Genomic DNA, 24,471 nt, shown 5'->3' with positions numbered 1-24,471 from the left:
TCGCTTTAGTATTTAGGGGGAATTTGCCAAATTCCAAAGAGTGGGCTTTGTTTTATATCTGCTGTAGCGCCTAGAGCCGCGAGAGGCGGCTGGTGAGTAAATCAAAAAATCCATCTGCGTCAAGGTCGCCAATAAAGGTTGCGTTGGCCGGACGGTCCGTGACCCGCCACCAATCGGCAACGCTCATACCCCGCGTAAGCTCAGAGCTGGTTTCAATTTCGACATTGATATGGCGTCCGGAAAACAGCTCGGGCCGGATCAGATAGGCGGTCACGCAGGGGTCATGCAGCGGTGCTCCGGCGCTGCCGTATTTTTCTTTGTCAAAGCGTTCAAAAAAGTCGGTCATCTCTGCAACGGCGTTGCCAACCGGAGTGCCAAGGGCGCGAAAGGCATCATTGCGCGGTTTTGTAACCAATGCCTTATGCGTCACATCAAGCGGCATAACGGTGATATTAATTCCGGATTTAAACACAATATCTGCCGCTTCGGGATCAACATAGATATTGAACTCAGCTGTCGGTGTGATGTTTCCAACTTCAAAATATGCGCCGCCCATCAAAACAATAGCGGCAATTTTTTTAGCAATATCGGGGGCTTTGGTCAGCGCCGTTGCAATATTAGTCAGCGGCCCGAGAGGGCAGAGCGTGATCGTGCCACTGGCGTGCGCGCGCAGCGTTTCAATGATGAAATCCACCGCATGCGTGCTTTGCAAGGGCATTTCAGGGTCGGGCAGCACCGGCCCGTCGAGGCCGGTTTTGCCATGCACGTGTTCAGCGGTGACCAAGCTGCGTCCAAGAGGGCGGTCACATCCAGCGAAAACCGGTATATCGGTGCGGCCCGCAAGTTCGCAGATGATACGCGCATTTTTTTCAGTCAGTGCAAGTGGTACATTGCCCGCAACAGCCGTAATGCCAATCACATCAATTTCATCAGGGCTGGCCAAGGCCAGTAAAATAGCAACGGCATCATCCTGTCCGGGGTCTGTATCAATGATGATTTTTTGTGCGGGCATTCGCATGGGACCTTATTTGAAAAATTCATGTTTTGCATGGGATGCATCGCGGATCAACCCTTTGATTTTCTGGGCATCTGCTTAACACAAAACCTATTTTTTGGTGGATAAGGCCAGCAAAGAGGGCAAGCAAAAGAAATTCTTGGGGAAAGAGCGACAATTTAACTCGATAAAAATAATCGGAATTGACAAACCTGACAATATCACTCAGAAACCGGGCCAATGCCCTTAAACGACTCAAAAACATGGAGAAATGTTCGAATGACGATGTCGAAAACAAAAGTCCGCTTTATTGCATTGGCGACTGGTATTTTGTCGTCCAGCGCCCTGGCCACAGCGGCATTTAGCGAAAATACCTATGGTCCATTCCCTGTCACCTTAAAAGGCTACAGTGGAAGCAAAACAAATTCTGTTTCCTACACCGGCCAAATTGCGCGGCACGTTTTGCACGACAGCCTCAAAAAACTGGCTGGCCAAGGCGATGGCGGCGGTAATGCAGCAGCGTTGCAGGCGGAAATGATGGCCTATTTTGGTGGATCAGATAAAAACAAGGCAATCATCGCTCCTGCTGACAAAGGTGATTTCAACATCAAACAGGAAACGGTAAACGAAATTTCATCCGGTAAAAACCTGTCTGGCAAAACCTACAAAGGCGCCGTTACAGCCTGGCCGGGTCAAATGACCGGCGTGGAAGTTCTGACCTCGATGATCGAGAAAGCAGCGCAGACAGATGGCGGCTTTGATCCAAGCACCGGATATAACTATCCTCAGCTTATTTCAAAATTCGCGATGGGCGCAGTGTTCTATAATCAGGCGGTTGATAACTACCTTGACGAAAAACTGGGAGCGGACAACAAGCCAAACGGCAAACCTTATAAAGAGGGCGCACATTACACCGGTAAAGAGCACTCTTGGGATGAAGCCTTTGGATATTGGGGCGCAGCAGCGCATAGCCTTAATCTAAGTGCAGGCGACAACTATGATGTTGCCAAAATGAAAAATCTGTCTGCGGCAGATGCCAATGGTGATGGGCTTATTGATCTCAAATCTGAAATGACCTTTGCCCATGCCTATTATGCATCTAGCTTTGATAAAGGTGGCAACACCAACTACATGAGCACAGTTACAAAGGCGTTTATTGACGGCCGCTCAGTGATTACCTCTGCCAATGGCGAAAACCTAACAGATGCGCAGCGGGCGCAACTGGTTGCCTATGCAGAAGTGATCGGTAGCAATTGGGAAAAAGTCATTGCTGAGGCAGTGTTTAAATATGCAGGCTCTGTGTATAAAGACATCGTCAAGCTAGAAGCGCTGATGGCAGAAAACGGCGATACAGCCAAAGCTTTTGCCACTTATGCAAAGCATTGGGGTGAGCTAAAAGGCTTCTCAATGGCGCTTCAGGTCGGCAAGAAAAACCTTGGTGAGTCCGCGGTTAAAATGAACCGCCTTATCGGTTATGGTCCGGTTTTGATGAATGCCTCACAAGTCACTGGCATGGACTCGCAAGGCAACTTCATAAAAGACGAAGCTCAGTCTTGGGGTGAGTACAAGTTGCATATGCTTAAGCTTCAAAACATGCTGGCTGATCAATTCGGCTTGGCTGCAAAAGTGAACGATCAGACCGCAAATATGGCTGATCTGGCTGACAAGCTTGGCTCAGCTGATAGCGCCGAGAACGACTAATTCGGCTCTGGAAAATTGGCTCCGGCAGAGATAGTCTCTGCCGGAGTTATGCGTCAAAATAAGGTGTGATGGCTGTGCAGGTTTTCGACTTTGGCATAAGCGTATTCGAGCATTTCTTTGACCCCAAAAAACGGCTGTTCATAGGATATTTGATCGCTGCTTTGGGTATTGCCTTTTTTTGGCTACTGATTTCTAAAAAATTAACAATACGCCATGCTTTGCGTAAAATTTTTGACCGCAGTGTCTTTTTCTCGACCTCGTCGCGCGCGGACCTCAAGGTGTTCTTGATCAACCGCGCATTTACTTTGTTTATCTCACCTTTGCTGCTCACCCAGTTGGTCGTGGCCACTTTTATTTTTAATCTGCTGTTGGAAGTTGACTGGGGCGCTTGGTCGTTTGGGCTTGAACCATCCAAGGCTGTCGTGGTGGCCTCATTTACCTTTTGCGTCTTTGTACTGGATGATTTTACCAAATACATCGTACACAGATGGATGCATAAATGGCCTCTGCTGTGGTCGCTGCACAAAGTGCATCATTCCGCATCACATTTAACACCGATCACCATTTACCGCACACACCCGCTTGAAGGCATCGTATTTTCACTGCGCAGTGCCTTCACGCAGGGACTATCCATCGCGGTGTTCTTTTATCTGTTTGGCAATCAGGTGGATCTGTTCACCGTCTTGGGCGCCAATGTGTTGGTTTTTGCCTTTAATGTTGCCGGATCAAATCTGCGCCATTCGCATATTGGCATCCAATACTGGCGCTGGCTTGAATATATTTTGATTTCACCTGCCCAGCACCAATTGCATCATTCCATTGCCGAAGAGCATTATGATAAAAACTTCGGGGCCACGCTGGCCCTGTGGGATTGGCTTTTTGGATCGCTTCACCATTCGGTTGAAACCGAGGGATTGGCGCTTGGGGTCAGTGATGATACCAGTGATGCAGCGCATGGGCTCTATGCGCTCTATGTCTTGCCACTGCTTGAAATGGGCAGGTATTTTACGACAAAAACAAAAGAGTTAAAACCTGCCCTAGGGCGGGTTGCTCACAGATTGCCTTGGCGCTCTAAGCCGGGTCTGAAAAATAGGATTAAATCTTCACCATGACATCGCTCCGAAAAACCAATCTAATCTTCGTCTTTAGCGCCTGCGCCATGTTGTTTTCGAATATCGCGGCCGCGACTGAATTGAATATTTATTCGCATCGGCAACCTTTTTTGATTGATCCCTTTCTGAAAGCTTTTACCGAAAAAACAGGCATTAAAACCAATGTGCTTTATTCGACCAAGGGTTTGGCGCAGCGGCTAAAGGCTGAAGGTGAAAACAGCCCGGCAGATGTCATTCTAACGGTCGATATCGGCAGATTGTACATCTATCAAGATCTTGAATTGCTAAGTCAGGTCCAATCTGATGTTTTGCAAGCCAATATTCCGACCCATCTTCGCAGCACCGATAATACATGGTTTGGCCTGTCAAAGCGGTCGCGTATCATTGTGACATCGAAAGATCGTGTGGCCGTTGGTGAAATTGAAAACATCGAGGATTTGGCTGACCCCAAGTGGGAAGGGCGGATTTGTGTGCGGCCCGGAAGCCATGTTTATAACCGGGCGCTGATGGCTTCATTGATCGCAGCACATGGCGCCGAGGCAGCCGAGCAATGGGCCGCAGCTCTTGTAGATAATTTGGCCCGTCGCCCACAAGGCAATGATCGCGCGCAGGTCAAAGCCATTTATGAGGGCCAATGCGATGTGGCCATTATTAACAATTACTATTTTGGAAAGCTGAAATATTCAGAGGATGAAAACCAACGCCAATGGGCTCAATCGCTTAATCTTGTGTTTCCAAACCAAGGCGATGGTGAGCGCGGCGCGCATGTTAATATCTCTGGCGGTGGGATCGCAAAACATTCAAAAAACAAAGTGGCGGCTCAGGCACTGTTAGAATTTCTGACGGAACCGATGTCACAGCAGCTTTACGGCGCGATCAACTTTGAGTATCCAGTGAATCCCAACGTACCTGCCTCTGAAGAGCTACAAAGCTGGGGGACATTCAAAGAGGATAAATTGCCCATTTTGAAAATCGCCGAACTGTCGCGGGAAGCGCAGAAAATCATTGACCGTGTCGGTTGGTAGGCAGTGATCGCGCTTCGCCGATCTTTCGATATATGGAGCGCAAGCGTTTTCACTCTTGCAGTGGTGATTTTTTGCCCAATCCTGTCGCTTATTTATCTTAGTTTTGGTGACAGCGAAGGGTTGTGGAGCCATTTGCTCGAGTCGGTTTTGGCGCGCTATGTGTCCACGACAGTGGCGCTTATGCTTGGGGTGTCCTGTTTGACATTGCTGTTCGGTGTGACAACAGCATGGATCGTGGCGGCCTATCAATTTAGGTTTTCCAAAATTTTGGATATGGTGATTTTGCTGCCGATTGCCTGTCCAGCGTATTTGGTGGCCTATGCCTATACTGACTTTTTTGAATATGCCGGACCGGTTCAGGGCGCTTTGCGCGACATGATGGGATGGAAAACTGCACGCGATTATTACTTTCCTGAAATTCGATCCCTGGGCGGGGCTATCTTTGTGCTGTCTTCAGTGCTTTATCCCTATGTGTATCTTTTATCGCGCACAGCATTTCGCCATATCCCGTCGAGTTTTTACGAAGTTGCCGCAATTTCAAACCGTAATGTTTTTTGGAATATTTGCCTACCTCTGGCGCGCCCTGCCATTGTTGCAGGCCTTGCGCTGGTGTGTATGGAGGTGGTCTCGGATTTTGGAACGGTTGAATTCTTTTCCCTAGAAACACTGACTTTGGGTATATTTAACGTCTGGATCGGGATGAATAATATCACCGCTGCGGCGCAAATTTCAACATTCACGTTTATCTTTATCATACTGCTTTTATTAACAGAAATGTATTCTAGGTCGCGCAAGCGATTTAATGACACAAGCAAAAAGCAAACTGTTGCCAAACCTAAAATGGTAACCGGTTTCAAAGCGGTATTGCTCTATGTCGTCTGTTTGACCCCGGTGATTTTCGGGTTTGTCACACCAGCGGCTATTCTGCTTTGGAACGTCGTGAAATCAACGGACCTTGCTGCCTTCAGAGCTGTGGTTGATGTGTTGCAAAATAGTCTTTTCATTGCGACTTTGGGAGCAGGTTTAATTATGGGCAGCGCAATTCTCGTGGCCAGTGCCGCAAAGTACAATGGCAGCAGGATCATTCAGGTTGTCGGCAACCTATCTGCAACAGGGTATGCCTTTCCCGGCACGATGTTGGCGATCGGGGTACTGGTGTTTTTGGGATTTGTTGACCGCGGCATAAATGCTGTGAGTTTGGGATTTGGCAACGTGTACCTCAGCGGGACTATTTTGGCGTTGCTCTTTGCCTATCTGGTGCGCTTTCAAGCGGTTGGGTACGGTTCAGTTTCTTCGGGGTTGACCAAAATTCCGCCTAATTTGATTGCATGCAGCCGCTCTTTAGGAATGACATCACACTCGACGATGCGCCGGATCACTATTCCATTGATCCAAAATTCAATCATTGCGGGAGGTGTTTTGGCTTTTGTGGATATCATGAAAGAACTGCCAATGACATTGCTGCTTCGGCCGTTTGATTTTGAAACCCTCGCGACCTATTCCTATCAGTTTGCGCATGATGAGTTGATGGATCAGGCATCGCTGCCAGCGCTTGTGATCGTTGTTGTAGGGCTAATCCCAGTTGTGTTTTTGAACAGGTTGCTGCGCGCTTACGACTAAACGCTGGTTGCACGCTTGGCTTTGTCGATGACTTTTGCAGCCTCCCACAAAGCATCCATTTCTTCTAATGTGGATTGCTCAGGTGTTTTGCCGCGCTCAGCCAAGGCACGCTCGATATGTTTAAAGCGGCGAGTGAATTTTGCGTTGGCGGATCGAAGCGCTTCTTCGGCGTCGATCTTTAGATGCCGGCCAAAATTAACCATGACAAACAAAAGATCGCCAAACTCTTCCTCAATATCAGCCTGTGACAGGTTACTTTTCGCGTCGTTTAATTCATGCGCTTCTTCTAGCATCTTATCCAGCACCTGATCAATTTCGGGCCAATCAAAGCCAACGCGCGCAGCGCGCTTTTGCAGCTTGATTGCCCGCATCAAGGCTGGAAGAGCCAGAGCCACATCATCAAGTGTGCCTTGTTTTGCCCTTGCTGCACGTTCATCGGCTTTAATTGCTTCCCAATCAGCTGTTTGCTGCTGGGCTGATTTTTCACGGCTTTCAGTGCCGAATACATGTGGATGACGGGCAACCATTTTATCACTGATGGCATTGGCCACATCGTCAAAATCAAACAGCTTTGCCTCGCTTGCCATTTGCGTGTGATAAACGGTTTGCAACAGCAAATCGCCCAATTCAGCCTTTAGGTCTTGCCAGTCTTGCTGTTCGATAGCTTCGGCTACCTCATAGGCTTCTTCAATGGTATAGGGCGCGATGGATGCGAAATCTTGTTCAATATCCCAAGGGCAACCCGTTTTGGGGTCACGCAATGCACGCATAATTTCGACCAAACGGGGCATGCCGCCGCTGGGATTGTTGATCAGTTTTTCATCATAGGGCATTGCATGACTCGCTTAGTTGAGGTCAGATGCAGATTAGCAATCCATTAAAGAGAGTCCAGAACATGCCCGTTATAAATAGTATCGCCGGATTTGCTGACGAAATGCGCGGCTGGCGCCGTCATCTGCATCAGCATCCCGAGTTAGGTTTAGACTGCCATAAAACGGCAGAGTATGTAGTTGAACGCCTGGGCGAGTTCGGTATCACCGATATACACACTGGTATCGCCAAATCTGGTGTCGTGGCCATCATAGAGGGCAAAGGCGAAGGGCCAACTATTGGTCTTCGGGCGGATATGGATGCGCTGCCAATGACAGAGACAAGCGGTGTGGACTGGGCGTCAAAAACCCCCGGCCATATGCACGCCTGCGGTCATGATGGGCATACAACCATGTTGCTTGGCGCAGCAAAATACCTTGCTCAAACGCGGAATTTTTCCGGTTGCGTTGCCTTAATATTTCAACCGGCCGAAGAAGGCGGCGGCGGCGGAGAGATTATGGTTGACGAAGGGATAATGGACCGCTTTGAGATTTCTCAGGTCTACGGCATTCACAATACGCCAACAGCCGAATTGGGCGAGTTTTACACTACGCCCGGGGCGCTTATGGCCGGTGCGGATGTCTTTCATGTCAACATCAAAGGGCAGGGCGGCCATGCGGCTTATCCGCATGAAACACGCGATCCGGTGATTGCGGCTGTGGCAATCGCGCAAGCCTTTCAAACCATTGTCACACGCAGCTCGAACCCGATGGACCAACTGGTCATATCTGTGACCCAAATCCACGCCGGCACGATCGACAATATTATTCCCGACACGGCGTATGTGAACGGAACTGTGCGAATTTTTGACAAATCTGTTCAAGCGATGGTTCGGCAAAGAATGCAAGAGATTGTCGCAGGTCAGGCTGCAACGTATGGGGTAGAGGCAGAGTTCGAGTATGAAGTTGGGTATCCTCCAACAATAAATCACCCAGAGCAAGCGGCGTTTGCAGTTGATATCGCCAAAGAGATATCTGGCGAGGATATGGTTGATCCGGACAGAGGTCAGGAAATGGGCGCTGAGGATTTTTCCTATATGCTTGAGGCCCGCCCCGGCGCCTATCTGTTTTTAGGTATTGGTGAGGCGGCAGGACTGCACAATCCCAATTATGATTTTAATGATGACGCAGCCCCCTATGGAGCGTCATTTTTTGCGCGTTTGGTTGAAAAAGCCCAACCTGTCAGCTAGGTCCTGTGGTGGGAGTAAAGAAAGATAAAAAATGCCTCTAGAAGACGCAAAAAAACAAATTGACCATGCCTTTACGCGACAAGACTTGCATGGCCTGAGTTTTGAAAATGCTTTTGGTGGTGCCACGTCTTTTATGCGCCGAAAGTATACCAAAGATCTTCAGGATGTAGATTTAGCCGTTACAGGCATTCCTTTCGATCAAGCTGTGACCAACCGGCCTGGTGCGCGCTTTGGACCGCGCGCAGTCCGCGAGGCCAGCACATTGCAGACCTTTGATCCGCCGTATGGTTGGGATTTTGACCCGTTTTCTGAATGCAATATTATTGATTATGGCGATCTGGCATTTGACTATGCCAAGATATCGGCCTTTCCTGCGGCCTTAAAGTCCCACATCCAAACAATAATAAATGCAGATGTGGCGAGCATTGCGTTGGGCGGTGATCATTATGTGTCATTCCCAATCCTACAGGCCTATGCAGAAAAATATGGCCCCCTGTCCCTGTTGCAGTTTGATGCGCATTCGGACACATGGCCGGACGATGATATGAGCCGGGTTGATCATGGAACCATGTTTTACAAAGCGGTCAAAACCGGCCTGATTGATCCATCAAGATCAGTACAGGTCGGGATAAGAACCACCAACGAAGATACGCTCGGGGTCAATACCATAGACGCCCGCGAGGTGCATGAAATAGGCCCAGTGGCTGTGGCGAAGAAAATAAAGTCCCTGCTTGGCGATGCGCCGACCTATCTTAGTTTTGACATTGATTGTCTGGATCCTGCCTTTGCGCCCGGAACCGGCACACCGGTGTGGGGTGGGCTGTCCTCGGGGCAGGCGGCGATTATCCTGCGCGATTTGGCAGGCATAAATATCCTCGGCGGTGATGTGGTTGAAGTATCGCCGCAATATGATAGCAGCGGGGCCACAGCGGTTGCTGGTGCCCATGTGGCGGTTGAATTAATTTGCCTTTGGGCGCACAGGCATAAACGGAACGGATGATCCAATGTTTCTTTTGAAATTGATTTTGGGCGCTTGCGGCGCTGTTTTGGTTTTGGGACTGCTATGGATACGGTTTGCACCGATTTATAAAGACAGCTGGCACGTAACAACGCGGGCGGAACGCGACAAAGCTTTTATGGGCGGTGTTATACGCTTTTTGCCGGCGGCCGGCACAGCAGAGTTTAGCCAACTGGTTGCCGTAATCGACCAAGCGCCGCGCACCAAACATATAGCCGGCGGCGAAAAAGAGGGCATGTTTACTTATGTGACCCGCACCAAGGTTTTTGGATTTCCAGATTTTACCACGATTTGGCTGTCAGATATGGGTTTGCATATCTATGCACGTGTGCGTTTTGGTCGGATTGATTTTGGGGTGAATAAAGCCCGCATCGTCGACTGGCTGACCAAGGCTGGACTTGAGGATACCTCTTGACCTCTTTCAGTGAATAGATCAGATCAGCACAATGATACCCTTGGATAAGCTTGTACAAATTCAACAGCGCTTTCAGTTTCTGGAAGCCAAAATGAACGAGGGTGTCTCGGGTGAGGAAATTGCCCAATTGTCAAAGGAATATGCCGAAATAAAGCCGGTGATTTCCCAGATTGAGCAGTATCAAGCGCTGCTAGGGCAGATTGAAGACGCCAATGAAATGCTCCATGATCCTGATATGAAGGCTTTGGCTGAGGAAGAACTGCCCGAGTTGAAAGCGCAATTACCCGAAGTAGAAGCTGCGCTTCAGCTTGCTTTATTGCCCAAAGATGCGGCTGATGCACGGCCTGCAATCGTTGAAATCCGCCCTGGAACTGGCGGTGAAGAGGCGGCGCTTTTCGCTGGCGACTTACTGCGGATGTATCAGCGATATTCCGAAGCACGCGGGTGGAAGTTTGAGATGATCGAAGAACAGCAAACGGAGCTCGGCGGCATCAAAGAGGTCGTTGCCCATGTGCGGGGCGAAGGAGTTTTTGCACGCCTCAAATATGAAAGCGGTGTGCATCGGGTGCAGCGTGTACCAGAAACCGAAAGCGGTGGGCGGGTGCATACATCGGCAGCGACTGTTGCGGTGCTGCCTGAGGCCGAAGATGTGGATATTCAGATTAATGCCAATGATCTGCGCATTGATACGATGCGCAGTTCGGGCGCTGGTGGACAACACGTCAATACTACAGATTCTGCTGTACGGATCACCCATCTTCCCACAGGTATTGTGGTAACAAGCTCGGAAAAGTCACAGCACCGCAACCGCGAAATTGCGATGCAAGTTCTCAAAACACGGCTGTACGATCTAGAGCGCCAGCGCGTTGATGACGAGCGCTCGGCCGACCGTAAATCACAGGTCGGAAGCGGAGACCGCTCAGAGCGGATCAGAACCTATAATTTCCCCCAAGGCCGGATGTCGGATCATCGGATCAACTTAACGCTTTATAAGTTGGATCAGGTGATGCAAGGCGATCTTGATGAAATGATTGATGCGCTGACAGCAGATGCTCAGGCGAGTATGCTGGCTGATCTCAATCAATGATTTTACGCGAATTAATGATGCAGGCTCAAGCGCGGTTGCGGGATGCAAATATTGAAAACCCAGGGCGCGATGTTCGCAAATTGGTGGCGGCGGCTCTGGCAGTGCCTGCCGAACGGCTAACTCTTATTTCTGGCAGCACCGCCAGTCCAGATCAGGTGGCACAGTTCGAGGCATATGTGTCCCAAAGGCTTGCGCGAAAACCTGTCGCGCGAATTTTGGGTTACCGTGAGTTTTGGGGTCGCAAGTTCGAAATTTCAGCTGATGTTTTAGACCCGCGTGCAGATACAGAAACTATCGTGCTTGAGGCGTTAAAAACGCCGGCGAAGCGGCTGCTTGATCTGGGCACAGGCAGCGGTGTTCTGGCGGTTACGTTGGTTGCGGAATGGCCAGATGCACAGGCTGTTGCGAGCGATATTTCAAATGCAGCTTTGGCAATTGCAAAAACAAATGCCGCTGCACATGGGGTAGCCGGACGAGTTGAATTTTGTTGCTCTGATTGGTTTGCTGCAATTTCAGGTCAGTTTGACTTAATCGTGTCAAACCCGCCTTATATTTCGGAAAGCGAATTTCCGGAGTTAAGCGCAGATGTAACACATTATGATCCGAAAATTGCTCTCAGCCCCGGAAAAGATGGTTTGGCGGCCTATCGGACGATTGCCCGCGATGCCCACAATCATCTCTTGCCGAGCGGGCGGTTGATTGTTGAAATTGGCGCGTCGCAGGGTGCAGCTGTTAAAAAAATATTTACTCAAATAGGCTACCAAGAAATAGAAATTCTGAAGGATTTAAGCGAAAGAGATCGCGTCGTTACTGCAAAAATGCCAGATTAAACGTCACAGTTTTGCAATTTTGCATCTAATTACATCTAATTGCATTTTTTTTGAGGAAAATGTTGAATCACTCTTGAAACACAGCTCCTGATCAGTTTACTTGAGGATAGTCGCAAGATGGGAACGCACTATGTTATCCTCGCGACGTATAATCCTAATCGTTTTTAGATCGGTTTTTTATGGACCTTACAAAAAGCGGTATGAGCGTCATATAGCACAGGGCTAGAAAGCTTATAATGAGATCATCAAAATCCCGTTCGCGGTCTAAGCAGAACCGCAACCGTTCGGTCGGAAATGTCGTCAACAGAGTTTTTGATAGCTCTGGACCGGAAGGAAAAGTGCGGGGCACCCCGCAGCAAATTATTGAAAAATATAACCAACTTGCACGAGATGCTCAGCTTGGCAACGACCGTGTTGCAACCGAGAATTTCCAACAGCACGCGGAACATTATCTGCGCTTGCTGGGTGAAGCGCAGCGTGAACAAGAGGTGCGGCGCGAACAACAAGAGCGCGACAACCGTGAGAGACAAGCTGAGCGCGATCGCGAACGTAGCGAAAGGGCTAATACGCAGGTCGCTGAGCCCGTGGATCAAGATATCTTTATGGATGATCCTTCGCAAAGTGAGCAGCCTGATATTGTTTCAATGCCGGGCGTTGATCAGCCAATGGGTTTGGTTGATACGCCAGAGTCGCAGCCTTCAGTTACAGGGCCATCTTCACAAGATGAGCGCTCGAAACCGGCTCGCAAACCGCGGGCTCCGCGCCGTAAAAAGCCTGAGCCATCCGCCGACAGCTCTGCTTCCACTGATACTGGGACGCCTGCGGTGGGCGAAAGCGAAAGCCCCGAAGCAGCCGAATAAAGTTTCCTTTTTCAGACGTCTAAATGGTGCAAACGAAATTATAGTTATGGTTAAATCTGGCAGGGCCTTTGCTCGAAAGATTAGTAAGCTGTGTCAACGTTCCAGATCAGCCCTTGTGAAAACTGGATAAACTGGCAGCTTTGGAATGCCTTGAATAGTTGGGCTACCTTTGCCTCGCCAAATTGCGCATACGACTGCTAGAATATCTGCACCTTCTTGCGTTGCCAGACGATGCGCATCCGTAACGGCGCCCCCTGTGGAAATAACATCCTCAATAAAGGTTACTTTTTTACGGGCGATATTTTGGCCCTCAATCGCTTGGCAAGTGCCATAGGATTTGGCCTCTTTTCGAATAAACGCTGCTGGCAACCCAGTCTCTAAAGAGAGCGCGGTAACAAGAGGGATGCCTCCGAGTTCAAGGCCTGCTATGATCTCGGTTTGTGGTGGAAGCAGGTCGCTCATAGCACGCGCCAGAGGCTGCAATAAATGGGGCAGACCTTCAAAACGATACTTATCGAAATAGCGATGTGAAACATGTCCAGAGCGCAATACAAAATCGCCCTCTATCGCAGCAACCTCTGCGATACCCTGCGCGAGATCGTGCAACGACAATCTGGACCGGATAGACATCTTTTTGCCTCCAAATACAACCGATGCGATAGTGCGGTGAATGGAGATTCTTCACAAGCTTTTTCGGCCGAACAGGCTAAAACTTAGAGTTTAATGTTACTCTGTATTAAGGTGACGCTATTCGGCCAGCACGCGCGCGAGCGCGCAAAACCCCTCTATGGGGACGTTTTCGGCGCGGTCGGTGGGGGCTATACCCACTGCGCGCAATCTATCTTCAATATCACCGCCAAGCGGCTTAAGCGACGAGCGCAGCATTTTGCGCCGCTGATTGAATGCGGTCGCAACAACCCGTTCCAGCGTCTTTGAATCTGCTGGAAATTTTGGCTCTTTGAGGGCCGTTAAGTGAACCACTGCGCTCGACACTTTTGGCGGTGGGGTAAAAGCATCCGGTGGTAGCGAAAGCACGATATTCGCATTGCAGCGCCATTGGGCAAGCACGGCTAACCTGCCATAGGTCTTAGAGCCCGGCTGGGCGACGATCCTTTCGGCCACTTCGCGTTGAAACATCAAGGTCAAGCTTTGCCAAAACGGCGGCCACGAAGGGGGGGTCAGCCAGCGCACCAAAAGCTCGGTTCCGATGTTATAAGGCAGGTTGGCCGCGATACGGATCGGAGCATTCAAATAGACGGCTGGGTCAATGTCTAGGGCATCCCCTTCCAGCACCTGCAAACGCCCCGGATGGTGTGTTGCGATGTTTTCTAATGCAGGTATGCAGCGCTGATCTTTTTCAACAGCAACAACTCTGCGTGCGCCTTCTGCCAAAAGTCCTCGGGTTAAGCCGCCGGGGCCGGGACCAATTTCAAGAACATCGCAGTTTGCCAGATCACCAACCTGACGGGCAATTTTCGCAGTTAGGTTTAAATCCAGCAGAAAATTTTGCCCCAGTGATTTTCGGGCTTTAAGGTCATGTGTGGTAATGACCTCACGCAAAGGGGGTAGGGCATCGATCTGGCTCAAGACGATGCGCCCATTTTAGCCGCTAAGCGCAAGGCTTCAATTGTCGAGGTTGCATTGGCAATGCCTTGCCCTGCAATATCGAGGGCAGTGCCGTGATCGGGTGATGTCCGCACGAAAGGTAAGCCCAGTGTGACATTCACGCCGCGATCAAAGTCCAAAGTTTTAATCGGGATCAACGCCTGATCGTGATACATGGCAATCACCGCGTCATATGATGCACGTGCGCGGTCATGAAATAATGTGTCGGCAGAATGCGGCCCTGTAAGATGCCAGCCTTTGGCCTTTAGGCGCTCAATGACGGGTATAATCACATCAGTTTCCTGAGAGCCCATTTTTCCGCCTTCGCCTGCATGTGGATTGAGTCCAGTGATCGCAAGACGTGGATCGGCTATGTTAAACTTATCTATTAACGCTGCACGAGTGATCGAAATGGTGCGTTCTAACAGCGGCTGGGTAAGAGTATCTGCCACCTGATCTAAGGGGATATGGATCGTTGTGGGCACCACACGCAGGCTGGGACTTGCCAGCATCATGACCGCATGCTCGACAGAGCCAAGATGAGCCAGATACTCGGTATGTCCCGGAAAGCCAAATCCAGCGCCATCCTGCAAAGCTTTTTTGTGAATGGGAGCGGTGCAAATTGCAGAAGCTTCATTGTTTTGAACATACTCAACTGCCCGTGCGATGATATCAATAACCGAGGCGGCATTGGCCGGGTTTGGATGCCCTGCCTGCACGTCGGATGAAAAGGCGTGCGGCAAAACTGGAAGTCCATTTGTCATTGCTTGGGCTGCAAGGGACGGATGCTTGATCTTGATCGCCGCTTCGGGATTTGGCAAGATATCCGGGTCTCCGATCCAGCAAAATACCATCTCATTGCGGAGACACTGCCATGCTTTTTGCGCCAGCTCGGGGCCAATTCCAGACGGTTCGCCGCAGGTCATAAGTACCGGACTACGGGTCATTTTTCAAAAATCCGCGCGTCCTGACGTAGATTTTCAAGATAGCCCTCTGCATACCCAGCCAAACGTTTATTGCGCAGGCCAAACCGGATTTTCTCAAGATCTGTGGCAGGGTCTTGTGCGAGCGTGTTGCGGCCGCAGACCATCACCATAAGCGTTTGATTATCAACAGATAAGAATTCTTTTTCTTGTTGATCGAGGCGCGCAACCAATTTGCGAATATCAGAACCTATTTTAGCCAAAGTGTTGCTGGTGCGGTTCAAAATATGGTCAGGGTGAGCAGCGGCCAAGGCATAAAGATCATCGCAATGTTTGACATCTTCTTGCAGTCCGGTCAGCGTTGCTTGATCACCTTTGGGAAAGCCATAGGTCAAATAGTCAATGATCGCCTTCTTGCTGCGTTTATCACCGGTTTCTTCGACGGCTCTTAACTGAAACAAGGCAAGCCCGTTTGGAATGGGCAGAGGGTCTGTTACATCACCCGGCGCCAGACCAAAAATAAGCGGTTGTACGACTGCGGGTAGTTTTTCTAAAGCTTGCCATTTGATATGACCACCAGAGGCGCTGGTAGGCGCGACCGAATAGCGCCGCGCTGCATCGGAAAAAGCGTTTGTAGAGGTTATTTTTGACAATTCATCAGCAAGGTCTTGGGTTTTTTGTTCTTGTCCGGGCAGCACTTGCAAAATAATTTCTGACAGCAAAACCCGAATGCCGCCGCCTGAGCCTTCGATATTTGTCGACCGTTCAAGCTGTGCGTCAGAGACTTGGCTTTGGGCTCCAAATTTGGTCTGAACCACTGCTCGCCACAGCAACCCGGATTTTACAAAATCGCGCAGTGTCGCTTCGCTTATGCCCAGAGCTTTAAGCTGTTTAATAAAACTTGGCAGATCCAGTTTTCCACGGGCAGCAAATTCTTCCATGCCGCCCTTGATTTCGGCATTGGTCAGTTCAATCCCCATGGTTTTGGCCGCGTTCAATTTTAACCGATCGTCAATCAATTGCTCTCTTGCAATTGCGTCTGGATCGCCTGGTACATTCAGCAGCTTTAGAAATAGGCTGCGCTGACGCAGTTCGTAGACAGTAATGGATCTGTCGTTAACTTTGATGGCTGTGGAAAATAAGTTTTCCGCAAACGCGGAATTTGCCCAAACAAACAGTGCCACTAGTATCGAGCAGCTCTTCAATAAGGGGTTAATCATGATTTAATCCTAACATCCCTGCAACAAATGCGCAGCTTAGTCTCTTGTTTAGTTTCCATAGCGTTTAAAGGGAAGGCCGCGTCGTAAAGAAAATTAGGAGTGGGTGGCCCCCGCACTAGCCTTCCTCCGCTTGGAAAAGAATACCCAACCCTAGCAAAATGGCCGCTAATGGTGGCGCCCATGCCGCAAGCATAACCGGCAATTGACCATTCTCTGCCAGGATCAGCGCAAAATTGCGCACATAAAACAATCCAAACCCAAGCAAGATGGCCATTAACACGCCTAGCCCCATGCTGCGTTGCCGGCTATGGCCCATGGTAAACGCAGCCCCTATAATTACCATTGCGACCAAGAATAAGGGTCTTGCTATTTCTGTTTGATACCAAACCTCGTGACGCCGTGCAGAAAACCCAGCAGACTTGAGCTGATTTATCATGACGGGCAAGGCCCAAAATGAAACGGTTGAAGGTTTTCCAAAACGGTCTCGGATTTGATCTGTGGTTAGGCTAGACGGCACACGTAGCCACTCATGTTTTTGAGCATTTTCTTCAGCGTTTATTCCCGAAATAAGAGGCCAAACCTTGGTTTTATTGAGCCACCATCCCCCCCTTGTAAGCTTGCCGATTTGGCTTCGATGCGGCGTCTGGGGCCACCGCTTGAATGATACTCAAGCATGCTAACTCCATAAAGGACAGAGCCGTCAAAGTTAGCGCGCTCTGCGCGAATAACGGTTTGTCCGTTTTCGTCGCCTTGCCGAAGCCACAAACCTTCTGCACCAATTGAAATGACAGACCGCTTTTGATTTGAGTAGTTGTCCTTCAAATCAAGATAGAGGGCTGATGTGGTTGATACAATTGGATTGAACACAGTAACCAGCATGCCTCCAAGGCAGATGGTCACCAATAACGGTCCGATAAGTGCCTGCATCGAGGATCGCCCAGTATTTCGGCTTATAACCAATTCATTAGACCTGCTCAGTGAAATATACACCGCAGCCGCCGAAATAATCATGATCAGTGGCATCATTTGGTACAAAACTTCGGGGTTGTTGAGGAGGGTTAAAGTAACAACCTGTCGAAACGAAATGATTGATGAGAAACTGCGTAATTGACCGACCAGATCAATCAGGAACAAAAATAGAAAAAACAAGACAAAGACCCGAATGAAAAATATCGCAAAACGTCTTGCAAAATAGAAATGCAAAGTCATTGGCTCACCTTTTTGCGGAGCGTTAGATTTAAAACACCGAAAGAAAACGAAGCTACCAAAAGTAAACCAAAGGCAAATATAAAACCGATCAGCACGGGAGTATAGTTCAATATCCATAACCCCGCATCCGCGCGCACAGGCCGAGCAACGAAACTTTCAGACATTTTCAACACGACCAAAAGAAAAATTGCAAATAGGATTTGGCGACCCGATCCAAAGCGGCTAAATCCGCCAAGCATCAAAGCCGCAAATCCTATGAGGGCGGTTGCCAAACCTAAAAGAGGTTGCTTAAAGCGGTCATGGGCTTCTTCAAGTAGAAGCGCCCTACTTCCGCCCGGTTTAGATTTTAGCTGTTCTGCCCGAGCTAGAATTTCGCTTGTTGAAAGCTCTGAAATGCGCCCTTGAAGAACTTGGTTTGGATCAACCAAAGCACTCATATCATAGGATAAATCTAGAAATATTGTTGTTGAGAGTGACTGGGTTTCATAATCGAGAGTTTGGGCCAGTCCGTTTACCATAATCATGGTTGTCTTTTCATCCTCGCGCACGAGGTAGGCTTTTTCTGCGGTGTATGTGGTGGCTGAATCCGGAGCTTGGCGATCCGAGAGAAAGACATCTCTTAATTCGCCCTCTGTTGTGATTTCACGAATGTAAAAAGCCACATCTGATTGCGGGTGTATAAAACTTCCTTCGCGCAGCAGGCGCGCTGAAATACTGGCCGAAACTTCATGTTCGCGCTGGCGAAGTTGGGCAAGGCTTGAGGGTACAAGATAATGGGTAAGCAAAGCAATGAGCAGTAAAACAAAACATCCGAAAACAAAAAATGGTCGTGCCAATCGCCACGGGCTAAACCCAGTGGCCTGCATCACTGTCAGTTCACTTTCGGTGCTAAGGCGGTTGGTGACATATATGGTGGCTGCAAATGCCGATAAAGGCAGCATTAAACGGATTACATTTGGTAGGCTAAGCAGAGAAAACTCTAGAAATACCAGTGCAGAATGACCATTTGTAATCAGTCTATCAAATAAAATTACTGCATGGTTAACCCAATAAATCGCGATTAACACTAGGGAAAAAAACCCGAAGGCAACCAACATTTGGCGCAGTAGGTAGCGGTCGAACCTTGACACAAAAATCCCCAGTGGTCTTTTTCTATTAGATATGGTTTATCTCAAATAATTTCCGGGGAAAACTGAATATTAAAAATAATGGCGGATCGCCGCTAAATCGTCAAAAAGCCAGGGCCAGGAGACCAAAGTACCAATGCCAGAAAATTTTGAATTTTTAGAAACGAATTTAGATAGCATGTCTCAAGCAAGTGGACGTGTCGCAGCTATACTAGCCCCAGACGGACGGCTTGATCAGATCACACGCCGCTTAAATAAATTGACCAAAGGTGCTGTTCTGCGTGTCACTCAGGATCCTGAGTTCTATAAATGCAAATCGGGAACGGTAATCACCTTGGCCTATCCCACGGGAGTTGAGGCCATAGCAATTGACCTTGTGGTGCTCGATAAACGCGCTGATCGCACTGCTGCCCGCCGCGCTGGCGTTGCTTTGGCCAAGCTACGCGGCGAAGAGACGTTGTTGGTTCTTGCGGGGGCTTTGCGCTTTGGGGACAGTTTCTTTCAAGGCATTACATTGCGCAGCTATCACTTTCTGGCGCACAAATCTAAAAAAGATGAAAAGAGTTTCGGCAAAGTTACTTTTTCCCACAATAAAATGGAAACTTTAAAGCCGCTTTTGGAAACAAGCGTAGCAATCACTGAAGCTGTGTTTTTTACGCGCGATTTAGTGAATGAGCCAGCCAATGTTCTAACCACGACCACGTTTGCTGAACGCCTAATGGACCTTGTGCCCTTGGGGCTCGAGGTTGAGGTGCTGGACGAAGCACAACTGGCCGATCTGGGTATGCGGGCGCTTTTGGGTGTAGGGCAGGGCTCTGCCAGCCCATCGAAAGTGGTTGTGATGCAGTGGAATGGTGGTGCGCCTGATCAGCAGCCCTTTGCGCTGGTTGGCAAAGGGGTGGTCTTTGATACCGGCGGCATATCACTTAAACCCGGTGCGGGCATGCAGGATATGACAATGGATATGGGCGGCGCTGCTGTTGTGGCTGGAACAATGATGGCCCTGGCCAGCCGCAAAGCAAAAGCAAATGTGGTTGGATTGGTTGGATTGGTTGAAAACATGCCTTCTGGCACAGCGATCCGGCCAGGTGATGTGATCACCTCAATGAAAGGTGATACCATCGAAGTGCTGAACACAGATGCAGAAGGACGTTTGGTTCTGTGTGATGTGATGTGGTACGCACAAGAGCGCTTTAATCCGGTTGCGATGATTGATTTAGCCACGTTGACCGGGGCAATCATTGTCGGTCTTGGGCATGAAAATGCTGGCGTTTTTTCCAATGATGACGTGCTGTGCGATGCACTACTTGGGGCTGCCAAGTCCGAAAACGAAGGCGCTTGGCGCATGCCTTTGGGCGAGCCATACAACAAGCTGCTCAAATCAAGAATTGCGGATATGGCCAATATTGGCGGCCGGCCGGCCGGATCCGTCACTGCCGCACAGTTTTTGCAAAGGTTTGTCAAAGACAGCACGCCTTGGGCGCACATAGACATTGCTGGTGTTGCGCACATTAAATCCGACAGTGACCATGCTCCGGCGGGTGCAACCGGATGGGGTGTGATGACACTGAACCGATTGATCAGCGATTTATTTGAAAACACTTAAACCAATGGGAGCAGCCTATTTTTATCATTTGACCCGCCAGCCCTTAGAGGTGGCTTTGCCTGCGCTGCTTGAAAAGGCCTCTGGGGCCAGTTGGCGGGTTGAGGTCCGGGGCACCAGCTTGGAGCGGATGCAATGGTTAGATGAAAAGCTTTGGCTGGGGCCAGATGATGGGTTTTTGGCGCATGGATTGGCTGGCAGCGATAAAGATGCGCATCAGCCGATTTTGCTCACCACAAACGCCGAAGCTGGGTTTGAGTGTATCATGTCCATAGATGGGGCTATGGTTAACGCTCAAGAGGTGAACGATAGCCAAAGAGTGTGTATATTGTTCGACGGGCTAGATCAAACCGCGATGCAGCAAGCGCGTGGTCAGTGGAAAACATTGACCGAAGCAGGCTGCTCAGCCCAATACTGGTCCGAAGAAAGCGGCCGGTGGCAAAAAATGGCAGATAGTCAATCCTCTGACGGCTAGCGCTTTAGGATCATTCGCTTTTGGCTGATCTCTATGGTCGAATATAGGTTTAAATAACTCATGCCGAGCAATGATTGCTTCATTTCGCCACTATTCACGGATGCGCTGACATTGCGGTCAATATAGGGTCCTAGCGTCATTTCCCCAAGCCGCACAGGCGCTGTAGAGACCGGGCCGTTTGCAGTCATTGCAGTGTTCCAGAATTGTAAGTTTTCTAGCTTAAAGCCCAATGCTTTTGCGTCCTTCTGGGTCAAAACAACACGGCTAGCACCTGTGTCGACCAAAAATGAAAGGGTCTGGTCATTGACTTTGATCTTGACCCGATAATGACCATCATCGCCTTGTGAAATCACTACATGACCTTCTTGGGTAGTAAAGCTTGATGTGCTGCTCTGACCGGATCGAATATCCTGCCATATTCCCACTGCGGCAACCAGAGCTGCAAAAATCACCAACCAGATACCGCCCTGAAAGGCGGCTTTCTTAAAAGCCCCACGTCGGGTCATCAGTACCGAGCCAAGCAAGACAGCCGCAAGCAAGCCTAAGTAAACCAAGCGTGCAAAATCTATATCTTGCGGCATTTACTGACGGGCCTCAGAGAGCAGTTCAAAAGCAGAAATTCCTTCCATCACGAACTGCACTGCCAAGGCGGCCAAAAGCATGCCGAGTATCCGCGTAATGACATTGATGCCAATTTTACCAAGTAATTGCTCTAGTAGCGTTCCGATCGAAAACATCACATAGACCAATATCAGAACGGCAGCTACAACAGCTGTGACCTCACCGATACCAAGCCACCCGGGATGGTTGTCGGTGATCAAGATAACCGACGTAATGGCGCCGGGCCCGGCAATTAATGGAATGGCCAAGGGAAAAACGGATGGGTCGTCGGCCACATCATCATCACTTTGATCTTCACGGCGTTTGGTGCGGCGATTAAAGAGCATCTCAAGCGCGGTTAAAAATAGCAAAACCCCGCCTGCAATTCGAAACGCGGGCATGGATATACCTACAAATGACAAAACCGACTCTCCGAATACGGCAAATAGAAAAAGCACTGCACCGCCCACACCTACGGCCCGTAGCGCAATGCTGCGGCGCTTTTTTTGCGACATGCCTTGAGTGATCGCAATAAATAAAGGCGCAAGACCAATAGGGTCAATAATGACAAAAAGCGTCACAAACGCGGTGATCAAAAAAGCGGTATCTATCAGCGTCAACAAAAATTTCCTTTCGGGTCGATCCTTATTCTGCCCCACTTGGGCGGTCAAGACTAGGGCCGTCATACGATTGGCGTGTTGCCTTAGGGCTTGTTTAGAGGATCAAGATGATCTGGGTGGTCACATCCGTGGCTTCTTCGCCAAGCCTTGTGCTGAGGGGAATCCAGTGGTGTGCGAAGCTTCCACAATTTGCGGAGGTTCCATATTGCAAGCCCTAAGACCCCAATTAATAAATATCCTATCAGTCCCAAAGACGATATAAATTCATACATAACGTAATTCCTTTTTTGTTATTGATGGTACAAAATGGTCAAGAAATAGGATTGGCAATAGTCACTTTAGGTAAGAAATTTAGTTGCAATTTGCAGGTTTTATATGGGGGTTGCCCCCGCCATTGCAATCATGGACGCCGATTGGCCGTGGCGATAATCCCTAAAGTTTGATTTTAGGGGCTGGCCTTTTCAAGTTTATCTTGAGCGGCCATCCAAAGATTTTCTGCCCGCTCTAAGGCATCCATGACTTCCGCATACTTGCTGTTCCAAGTTGCAAGCTCGCCGATGCGCGCATCTTCATAAAGCGCGGGATCAGCCAGTTTTTCCGCAAGTTTATCGCGCATGGCATTGAGCTTTTCCAACCTGGCCTCGCATTTGCGCACCTCAGATCTAAGCGCCAAGATCTCGTCGCGGCCTGCGCGCCTGGGCTTTGGTTTCGACGGTACTTTCTGAGCGTTCGACTTTTCAGTGCTAAGCAAATCCTTGCGGTAGGTTTCTAGGTCGTCTTCATAGGGTGTTACTTTGCCATCTTTCACCAACCAAAGCCGGTCGGCTACAAGCGATAATAGATGCATATCGTGGCTGATGAGGATGACGGCCCCAGAATAGGCGGTCAAAGCCTCAACTAGACCTTCGCGGCTTTCTATATCAAGGTGATTGGTCGGCTCATCCAAAATAAGCATATGCGGTGCATCTAACGTTGCTAATAGCAGCGAAAGGCGTGCTTTTTGCCCCCCAGACAGCCGGCCAACAAGCGTTTCGGTTTGCTCTGCGCCAATGCCGAAACCGCCCAATATGGCCCGAAGCTGGGCGGGGGTTTTTGATGGCCGTAGCCGCCGAATATGGTCAAGCGGAGTTTCGTCTATGTGTAGCTCATCCACCTGATGCTGGGCGAAATATCCAATCCTTAATTTTGAGGATCGCACAACGCGGCCCGCCATGGGCGTCAGGCGGTCGGATATAAGTTTGGCAAGGGTCGATTTGCCCTCACCGTTTTGACCTAAAAGCGCAATCCGGTCGTCTTGATCAATCCGTAAATCAAGCTTTGATAGAACCGCGGTGCCGTTATAGCCTACAATGCCATCCTCGACCCTTAAAATAGGCGGGGACAGCTCTTCTGGTTCCGGAAAGCTAAAGCGGCGCAAGGCGGCCTCTTGCGGGCGGGTGATCGGTTCAAGCCGTGCGATGGCTTTCAGCCTTGATTGCGCCTGCCGGGCTTTGTCTGCCTTATAGCGGAAGCGGTCCACATAGGATTGAAGATGAGCGCGCCGAGCGTCTTGCTTTTTGGATTCGGCTTCGGCGGTTGCCAATCGTGCGGCGCGGGTTTTGGCAAAGGTGTCATAGGCGCCATTGTAAAAGGTAAGTTTTTTATCCTCGAGATGCAGGATCGAGCCAACAGAGCGATTAAGCAGACCGCGGTCATGGCTAATAATGATGACGGTATGGGGGTATTTTGCCAAATAGCTTTCAAGCCAAATTGCGCCCTCAAGATCAAGATAGTTGGTTGGCTCATCAAGTAACAAAAGATCAGGCTGTGCAAAAAGTACACCGGCCAGCGCAACGCGCATTCGCCAACCGCCGGAAAACGCACTGCACGGCAACGCCTGTTTTTCGCTGTCAAAGCCAAGCCCTTTTAAAATTGATGCCGCGCGCGCTTCGGCTGACCATGCATCAATATCACTTAAGCGGGTTTGAATATCGGCAATCCGGATTGGATCGGTGGCCGTTTCTGCCTCGGCCAGCAGGCTAGCACGCTCAGTATGAGCTGCCAGCACCGTGTCAATCAGCGAGATATCATTGCTTGGTACCTCTTGGGCGACGCCGCCAATTTGCGCCCGAGAAGGCAGAGAAAGGCTGCCTCCCTCAAGGGCCAACTCTGTTCGGATCAATCGGAACAAAGTTGTTTTGCCTGTCCCGTTACGGCCGACAAGACCGACTTTGTGGCCATCAGGGATGGTTGCACTGGCGCCATCAAAAAGGGGCCGGCCCTCTACGGAATAGCTGATATTTGATATTTTTAACATGGCGCAGGCCATAGCAGGTCACAATGGGTTCTACCATCGGGAATCAACAGGCTTCTTTGAAACGCATTGCAA

22 protein-coding genes and 1 pseudogene are annotated in these 24,471 nt (G+C 49.6%); 12 read left to right on the top strand and 11 right to left on the bottom strand.

The window, feature by feature from the left end; all coding sequences use genetic code 11:
* Positions 1–70: 70 nt before the first annotated feature.
* Entirely contained in the window at positions 71–1,012 is a 942-nt protein-coding gene (locus GN278_10525) for a nucleoside hydrolase (GenBank protein ID XAT61135.1), read from the bottom strand.
* 267 nt (positions 1,013–1,279) lie between these two features.
* Between GN278_10525 and GN278_10520 the strand changes: the two genes are divergently transcribed.
* From GN278_10520 to GN278_10505, 4 genes are all read left to right on the top strand, one after another.
* Complete coding sequence (locus GN278_10520) at positions 1,280–2,695, top strand: DUF4856 domain-containing protein (protein XAT62631.1); 1,416 nt, start codon at positions 1,280–1,282, stop codon at positions 2,693–2,695.
* Between the two features lie 68 nt (positions 2,696–2,763).
* On the top strand, positions 2,764–3,807 hold the full coding sequence (locus GN278_10515) for a sterol desaturase family protein (GenBank protein XAT61134.1): 1,044 nt from the start codon (positions 2,764–2,766) through the stop codon (positions 3,805–3,807).
* On the top strand, positions 3,804–4,832 hold the full coding sequence (locus GN278_10510) for an extracellular solute-binding protein (protein XAT61133.1): 1,029 nt from the start codon (positions 3,804–3,806) through the stop codon (positions 4,830–4,832). Before GN278_10515 ends, GN278_10510 begins: the two co-directional genes overlap by 4 nt.
* Positions 4,833–4,835: 3 nt before the next feature.
* The gene (locus GN278_10505) at positions 4,836–6,452 is read left to right on the top strand and encodes an ABC transporter permease subunit (GenBank protein ID XAT61132.1); all 1,617 of its coding nucleotides are present in this window, start codon (positions 4,836–4,838) and stop codon (positions 6,450–6,452) included.
* Here GN278_10505 and mazG read toward each other — a convergent pair.
* Complete coding sequence (gene mazG / locus GN278_10500; GenBank protein XAT61131.1) at positions 6,449–7,285, bottom strand: nucleoside triphosphate pyrophosphohydrolase; 837 nt, start codon at positions 7,283–7,285, stop codon at positions 6,449–6,451. The two genes, GN278_10505 and mazG, sit on opposite strands and share 4 nt — an antisense overlap.
* Before the next feature lie 62 nt (positions 7,286–7,347).
* Between mazG and GN278_10495 the strand changes: the two genes are divergently transcribed.
* The 6 genes from GN278_10495 to GN278_10470 all read left to right on the top strand — a co-directional run bounded on the left by GN278_10495 (position 7,348) and on the right by GN278_10470 (position 12,721).
* Positions 7,348–8,511 (top strand): amidohydrolase, encoded by a 1,164-nt coding sequence (locus tag GN278_10495; protein ID XAT61130.1) that lies wholly within the window; start codon positions 7,348–7,350, stop codon positions 8,509–8,511.
* A 31-nt stretch (positions 8,512–8,542) separates the two neighbouring features.
* Positions 8,543–9,511 (top strand): agmatinase, encoded by a 969-nt coding sequence (gene speB, locus GN278_10490; GenBank protein ID XAT61129.1) that lies wholly within the window; start codon positions 8,543–8,545, stop codon positions 9,509–9,511.
* A gap of 4 nt (positions 9,512–9,515) precedes the next feature.
* Positions 9,516–9,944 (top strand): DUF1499 domain-containing protein, encoded by a 429-nt coding sequence (locus tag GN278_10485; protein ID XAT61128.1) that lies wholly within the window; start codon positions 9,516–9,518, stop codon positions 9,942–9,944.
* A gap of 31 nt (positions 9,945–9,975) precedes the next feature.
* On the top strand, positions 9,976–11,031 hold the full coding sequence (gene prfA, locus GN278_10480; GenBank protein ID XAT61127.1) for a peptide chain release factor 1: 1,056 nt from the start codon (positions 9,976–9,978) through the stop codon (positions 11,029–11,031).
* Positions 11,028–11,861, top strand: a complete 834-nt coding sequence (prmC, locus tag GN278_10475; protein XAT61126.1) for a peptide chain release factor N(5)-glutamine methyltransferase — start codon at positions 11,028–11,030, stop codon at positions 11,859–11,861. The genes prfA and prmC overlap by 4 nt, the downstream gene beginning before the upstream one ends.
* Positions 11,862–12,097: 236 nt before the next feature.
* Positions 12,098–12,721, top strand: coding sequence for a DUF4167 domain-containing protein (locus GN278_10470; GenBank protein ID XAT61125.1), 624 nt, complete (start codon positions 12,098–12,100; stop codon positions 12,719–12,721).
* Positions 12,722–12,814: 93 nt separating this feature from the next.
* Here GN278_10470 and GN278_10465 read toward each other — a convergent pair whose 3' ends face one another.
* The 6 genes and pseudogenes from GN278_10465 to lptF all read right to left on the bottom strand — a co-directional run bounded on the left by GN278_10465 (position 12,815) and on the right by lptF (position 18,808).
* Positions 12,815–13,351 carry an orotate phosphoribosyltransferase gene (locus GN278_10465; GenBank protein ID XAT61124.1) on the bottom strand — a complete coding sequence of 179 codons (537 nt, stop codon included), beginning with the start codon at positions 13,349–13,351 and terminating at the stop codon, positions 12,815–12,817.
* 117 nt (positions 13,352–13,468) lie between these two features.
* Complete coding sequence (gene rsmA, locus GN278_10460) at positions 13,469–14,308, bottom strand: 16S rRNA (adenine(1518)-N(6)/adenine(1519)-N(6))-dimethyltransferase RsmA (protein XAT61123.1); 840 nt, start codon at positions 14,306–14,308, stop codon at positions 13,469–13,471.
* Positions 14,305–15,273 (bottom strand): 4-hydroxythreonine-4-phosphate dehydrogenase PdxA, encoded by a 969-nt coding sequence (gene pdxA / locus GN278_10455; protein ID XAT61122.1) that lies wholly within the window; start codon positions 15,271–15,273, stop codon positions 14,305–14,307. The genes rsmA and pdxA overlap by 4 nt, the downstream gene beginning before the upstream one ends.
* A complete protein-coding gene (locus GN278_10450; GenBank protein ID XAT61121.1) occupies positions 15,270–16,469 on the bottom strand; it encodes a peptidylprolyl isomerase in 1,200 nt (399 codons plus the stop codon). Before GN278_10450 ends, pdxA begins: the two co-directional genes overlap by 4 nt.
* Positions 16,470–16,584: 115 nt before the next feature.
* Positions 16,585–17,678: pseudogene (lptG, locus tag GN278_10445) on the bottom strand (LPS export ABC transporter permease LptG).
* Complete coding sequence (lptF, locus tag GN278_10440; protein ID XAT61120.1) at positions 17,675–18,808, bottom strand: LPS export ABC transporter permease LptF; 1,134 nt, start codon at positions 18,806–18,808, stop codon at positions 17,675–17,677. The pseudogene lptG and the gene lptF overlap by 4 nt, the downstream one beginning before the upstream one ends.
* Before the next feature lie 133 nt (positions 18,809–18,941).
* On the opposite strand from lptF, the gene GN278_10435 reads away from it, so the two are divergent.
* Positions 18,942–20,411 (top strand): leucyl aminopeptidase, encoded by a 1,470-nt coding sequence (locus tag GN278_10435; protein ID XAT61119.1) that lies wholly within the window; start codon positions 18,942–18,944, stop codon positions 20,409–20,411.
* Between the two features lie 4 nt (positions 20,412–20,415).
* Entirely contained in the window at positions 20,416–20,883 is a 468-nt protein-coding gene (locus GN278_10430; protein ID XAT62630.1) for a DNA polymerase III subunit chi, read from the top strand.
* Here GN278_10430 and GN278_10425 read toward each other — a convergent pair.
* From GN278_10425 to GN278_10415, 3 genes are all read right to left on the bottom strand, one after another.
* Positions 20,880–21,464 (bottom strand): TIGR02281 family clan AA aspartic protease, encoded by a 585-nt coding sequence (locus tag GN278_10425; GenBank protein XAT61118.1) that lies wholly within the window; start codon positions 21,462–21,464, stop codon positions 20,880–20,882. The genes GN278_10430 and GN278_10425 overlap by 4 nt on opposite strands.
* A complete protein-coding gene (locus tag GN278_10420; GenBank protein XAT62629.1) occupies positions 21,465–22,097 on the bottom strand; it encodes an NAAT family transporter in 633 nt (210 codons plus the stop codon). It lies immediately after the preceding gene.
* 451 nt (positions 22,098–22,548) lie between these two features.
* Positions 22,549–24,399: an ATP-binding cassette domain-containing protein gene (locus GN278_10415; protein ID XAT61117.1), complete on the bottom strand. Its 1,851-nt coding sequence runs from the start codon at positions 24,397–24,399 to the stop codon at positions 22,549–22,551.
* Positions 24,400–24,471 lie beyond the last annotated feature (72 nt).

Source organism: Rhodobacteraceae bacterium Araon29 (genome assembly GCA_039640505.1).
Taxonomy (GTDB): domain Bacteria; phylum Pseudomonadota; class Alphaproteobacteria; order Rhodobacterales; family Rhodobacteraceae; genus CABZJG01.
Note: the sequence above shows the minus strand (reverse complement) of the source record. Positions and strands in the feature narration are given on the sequence as shown.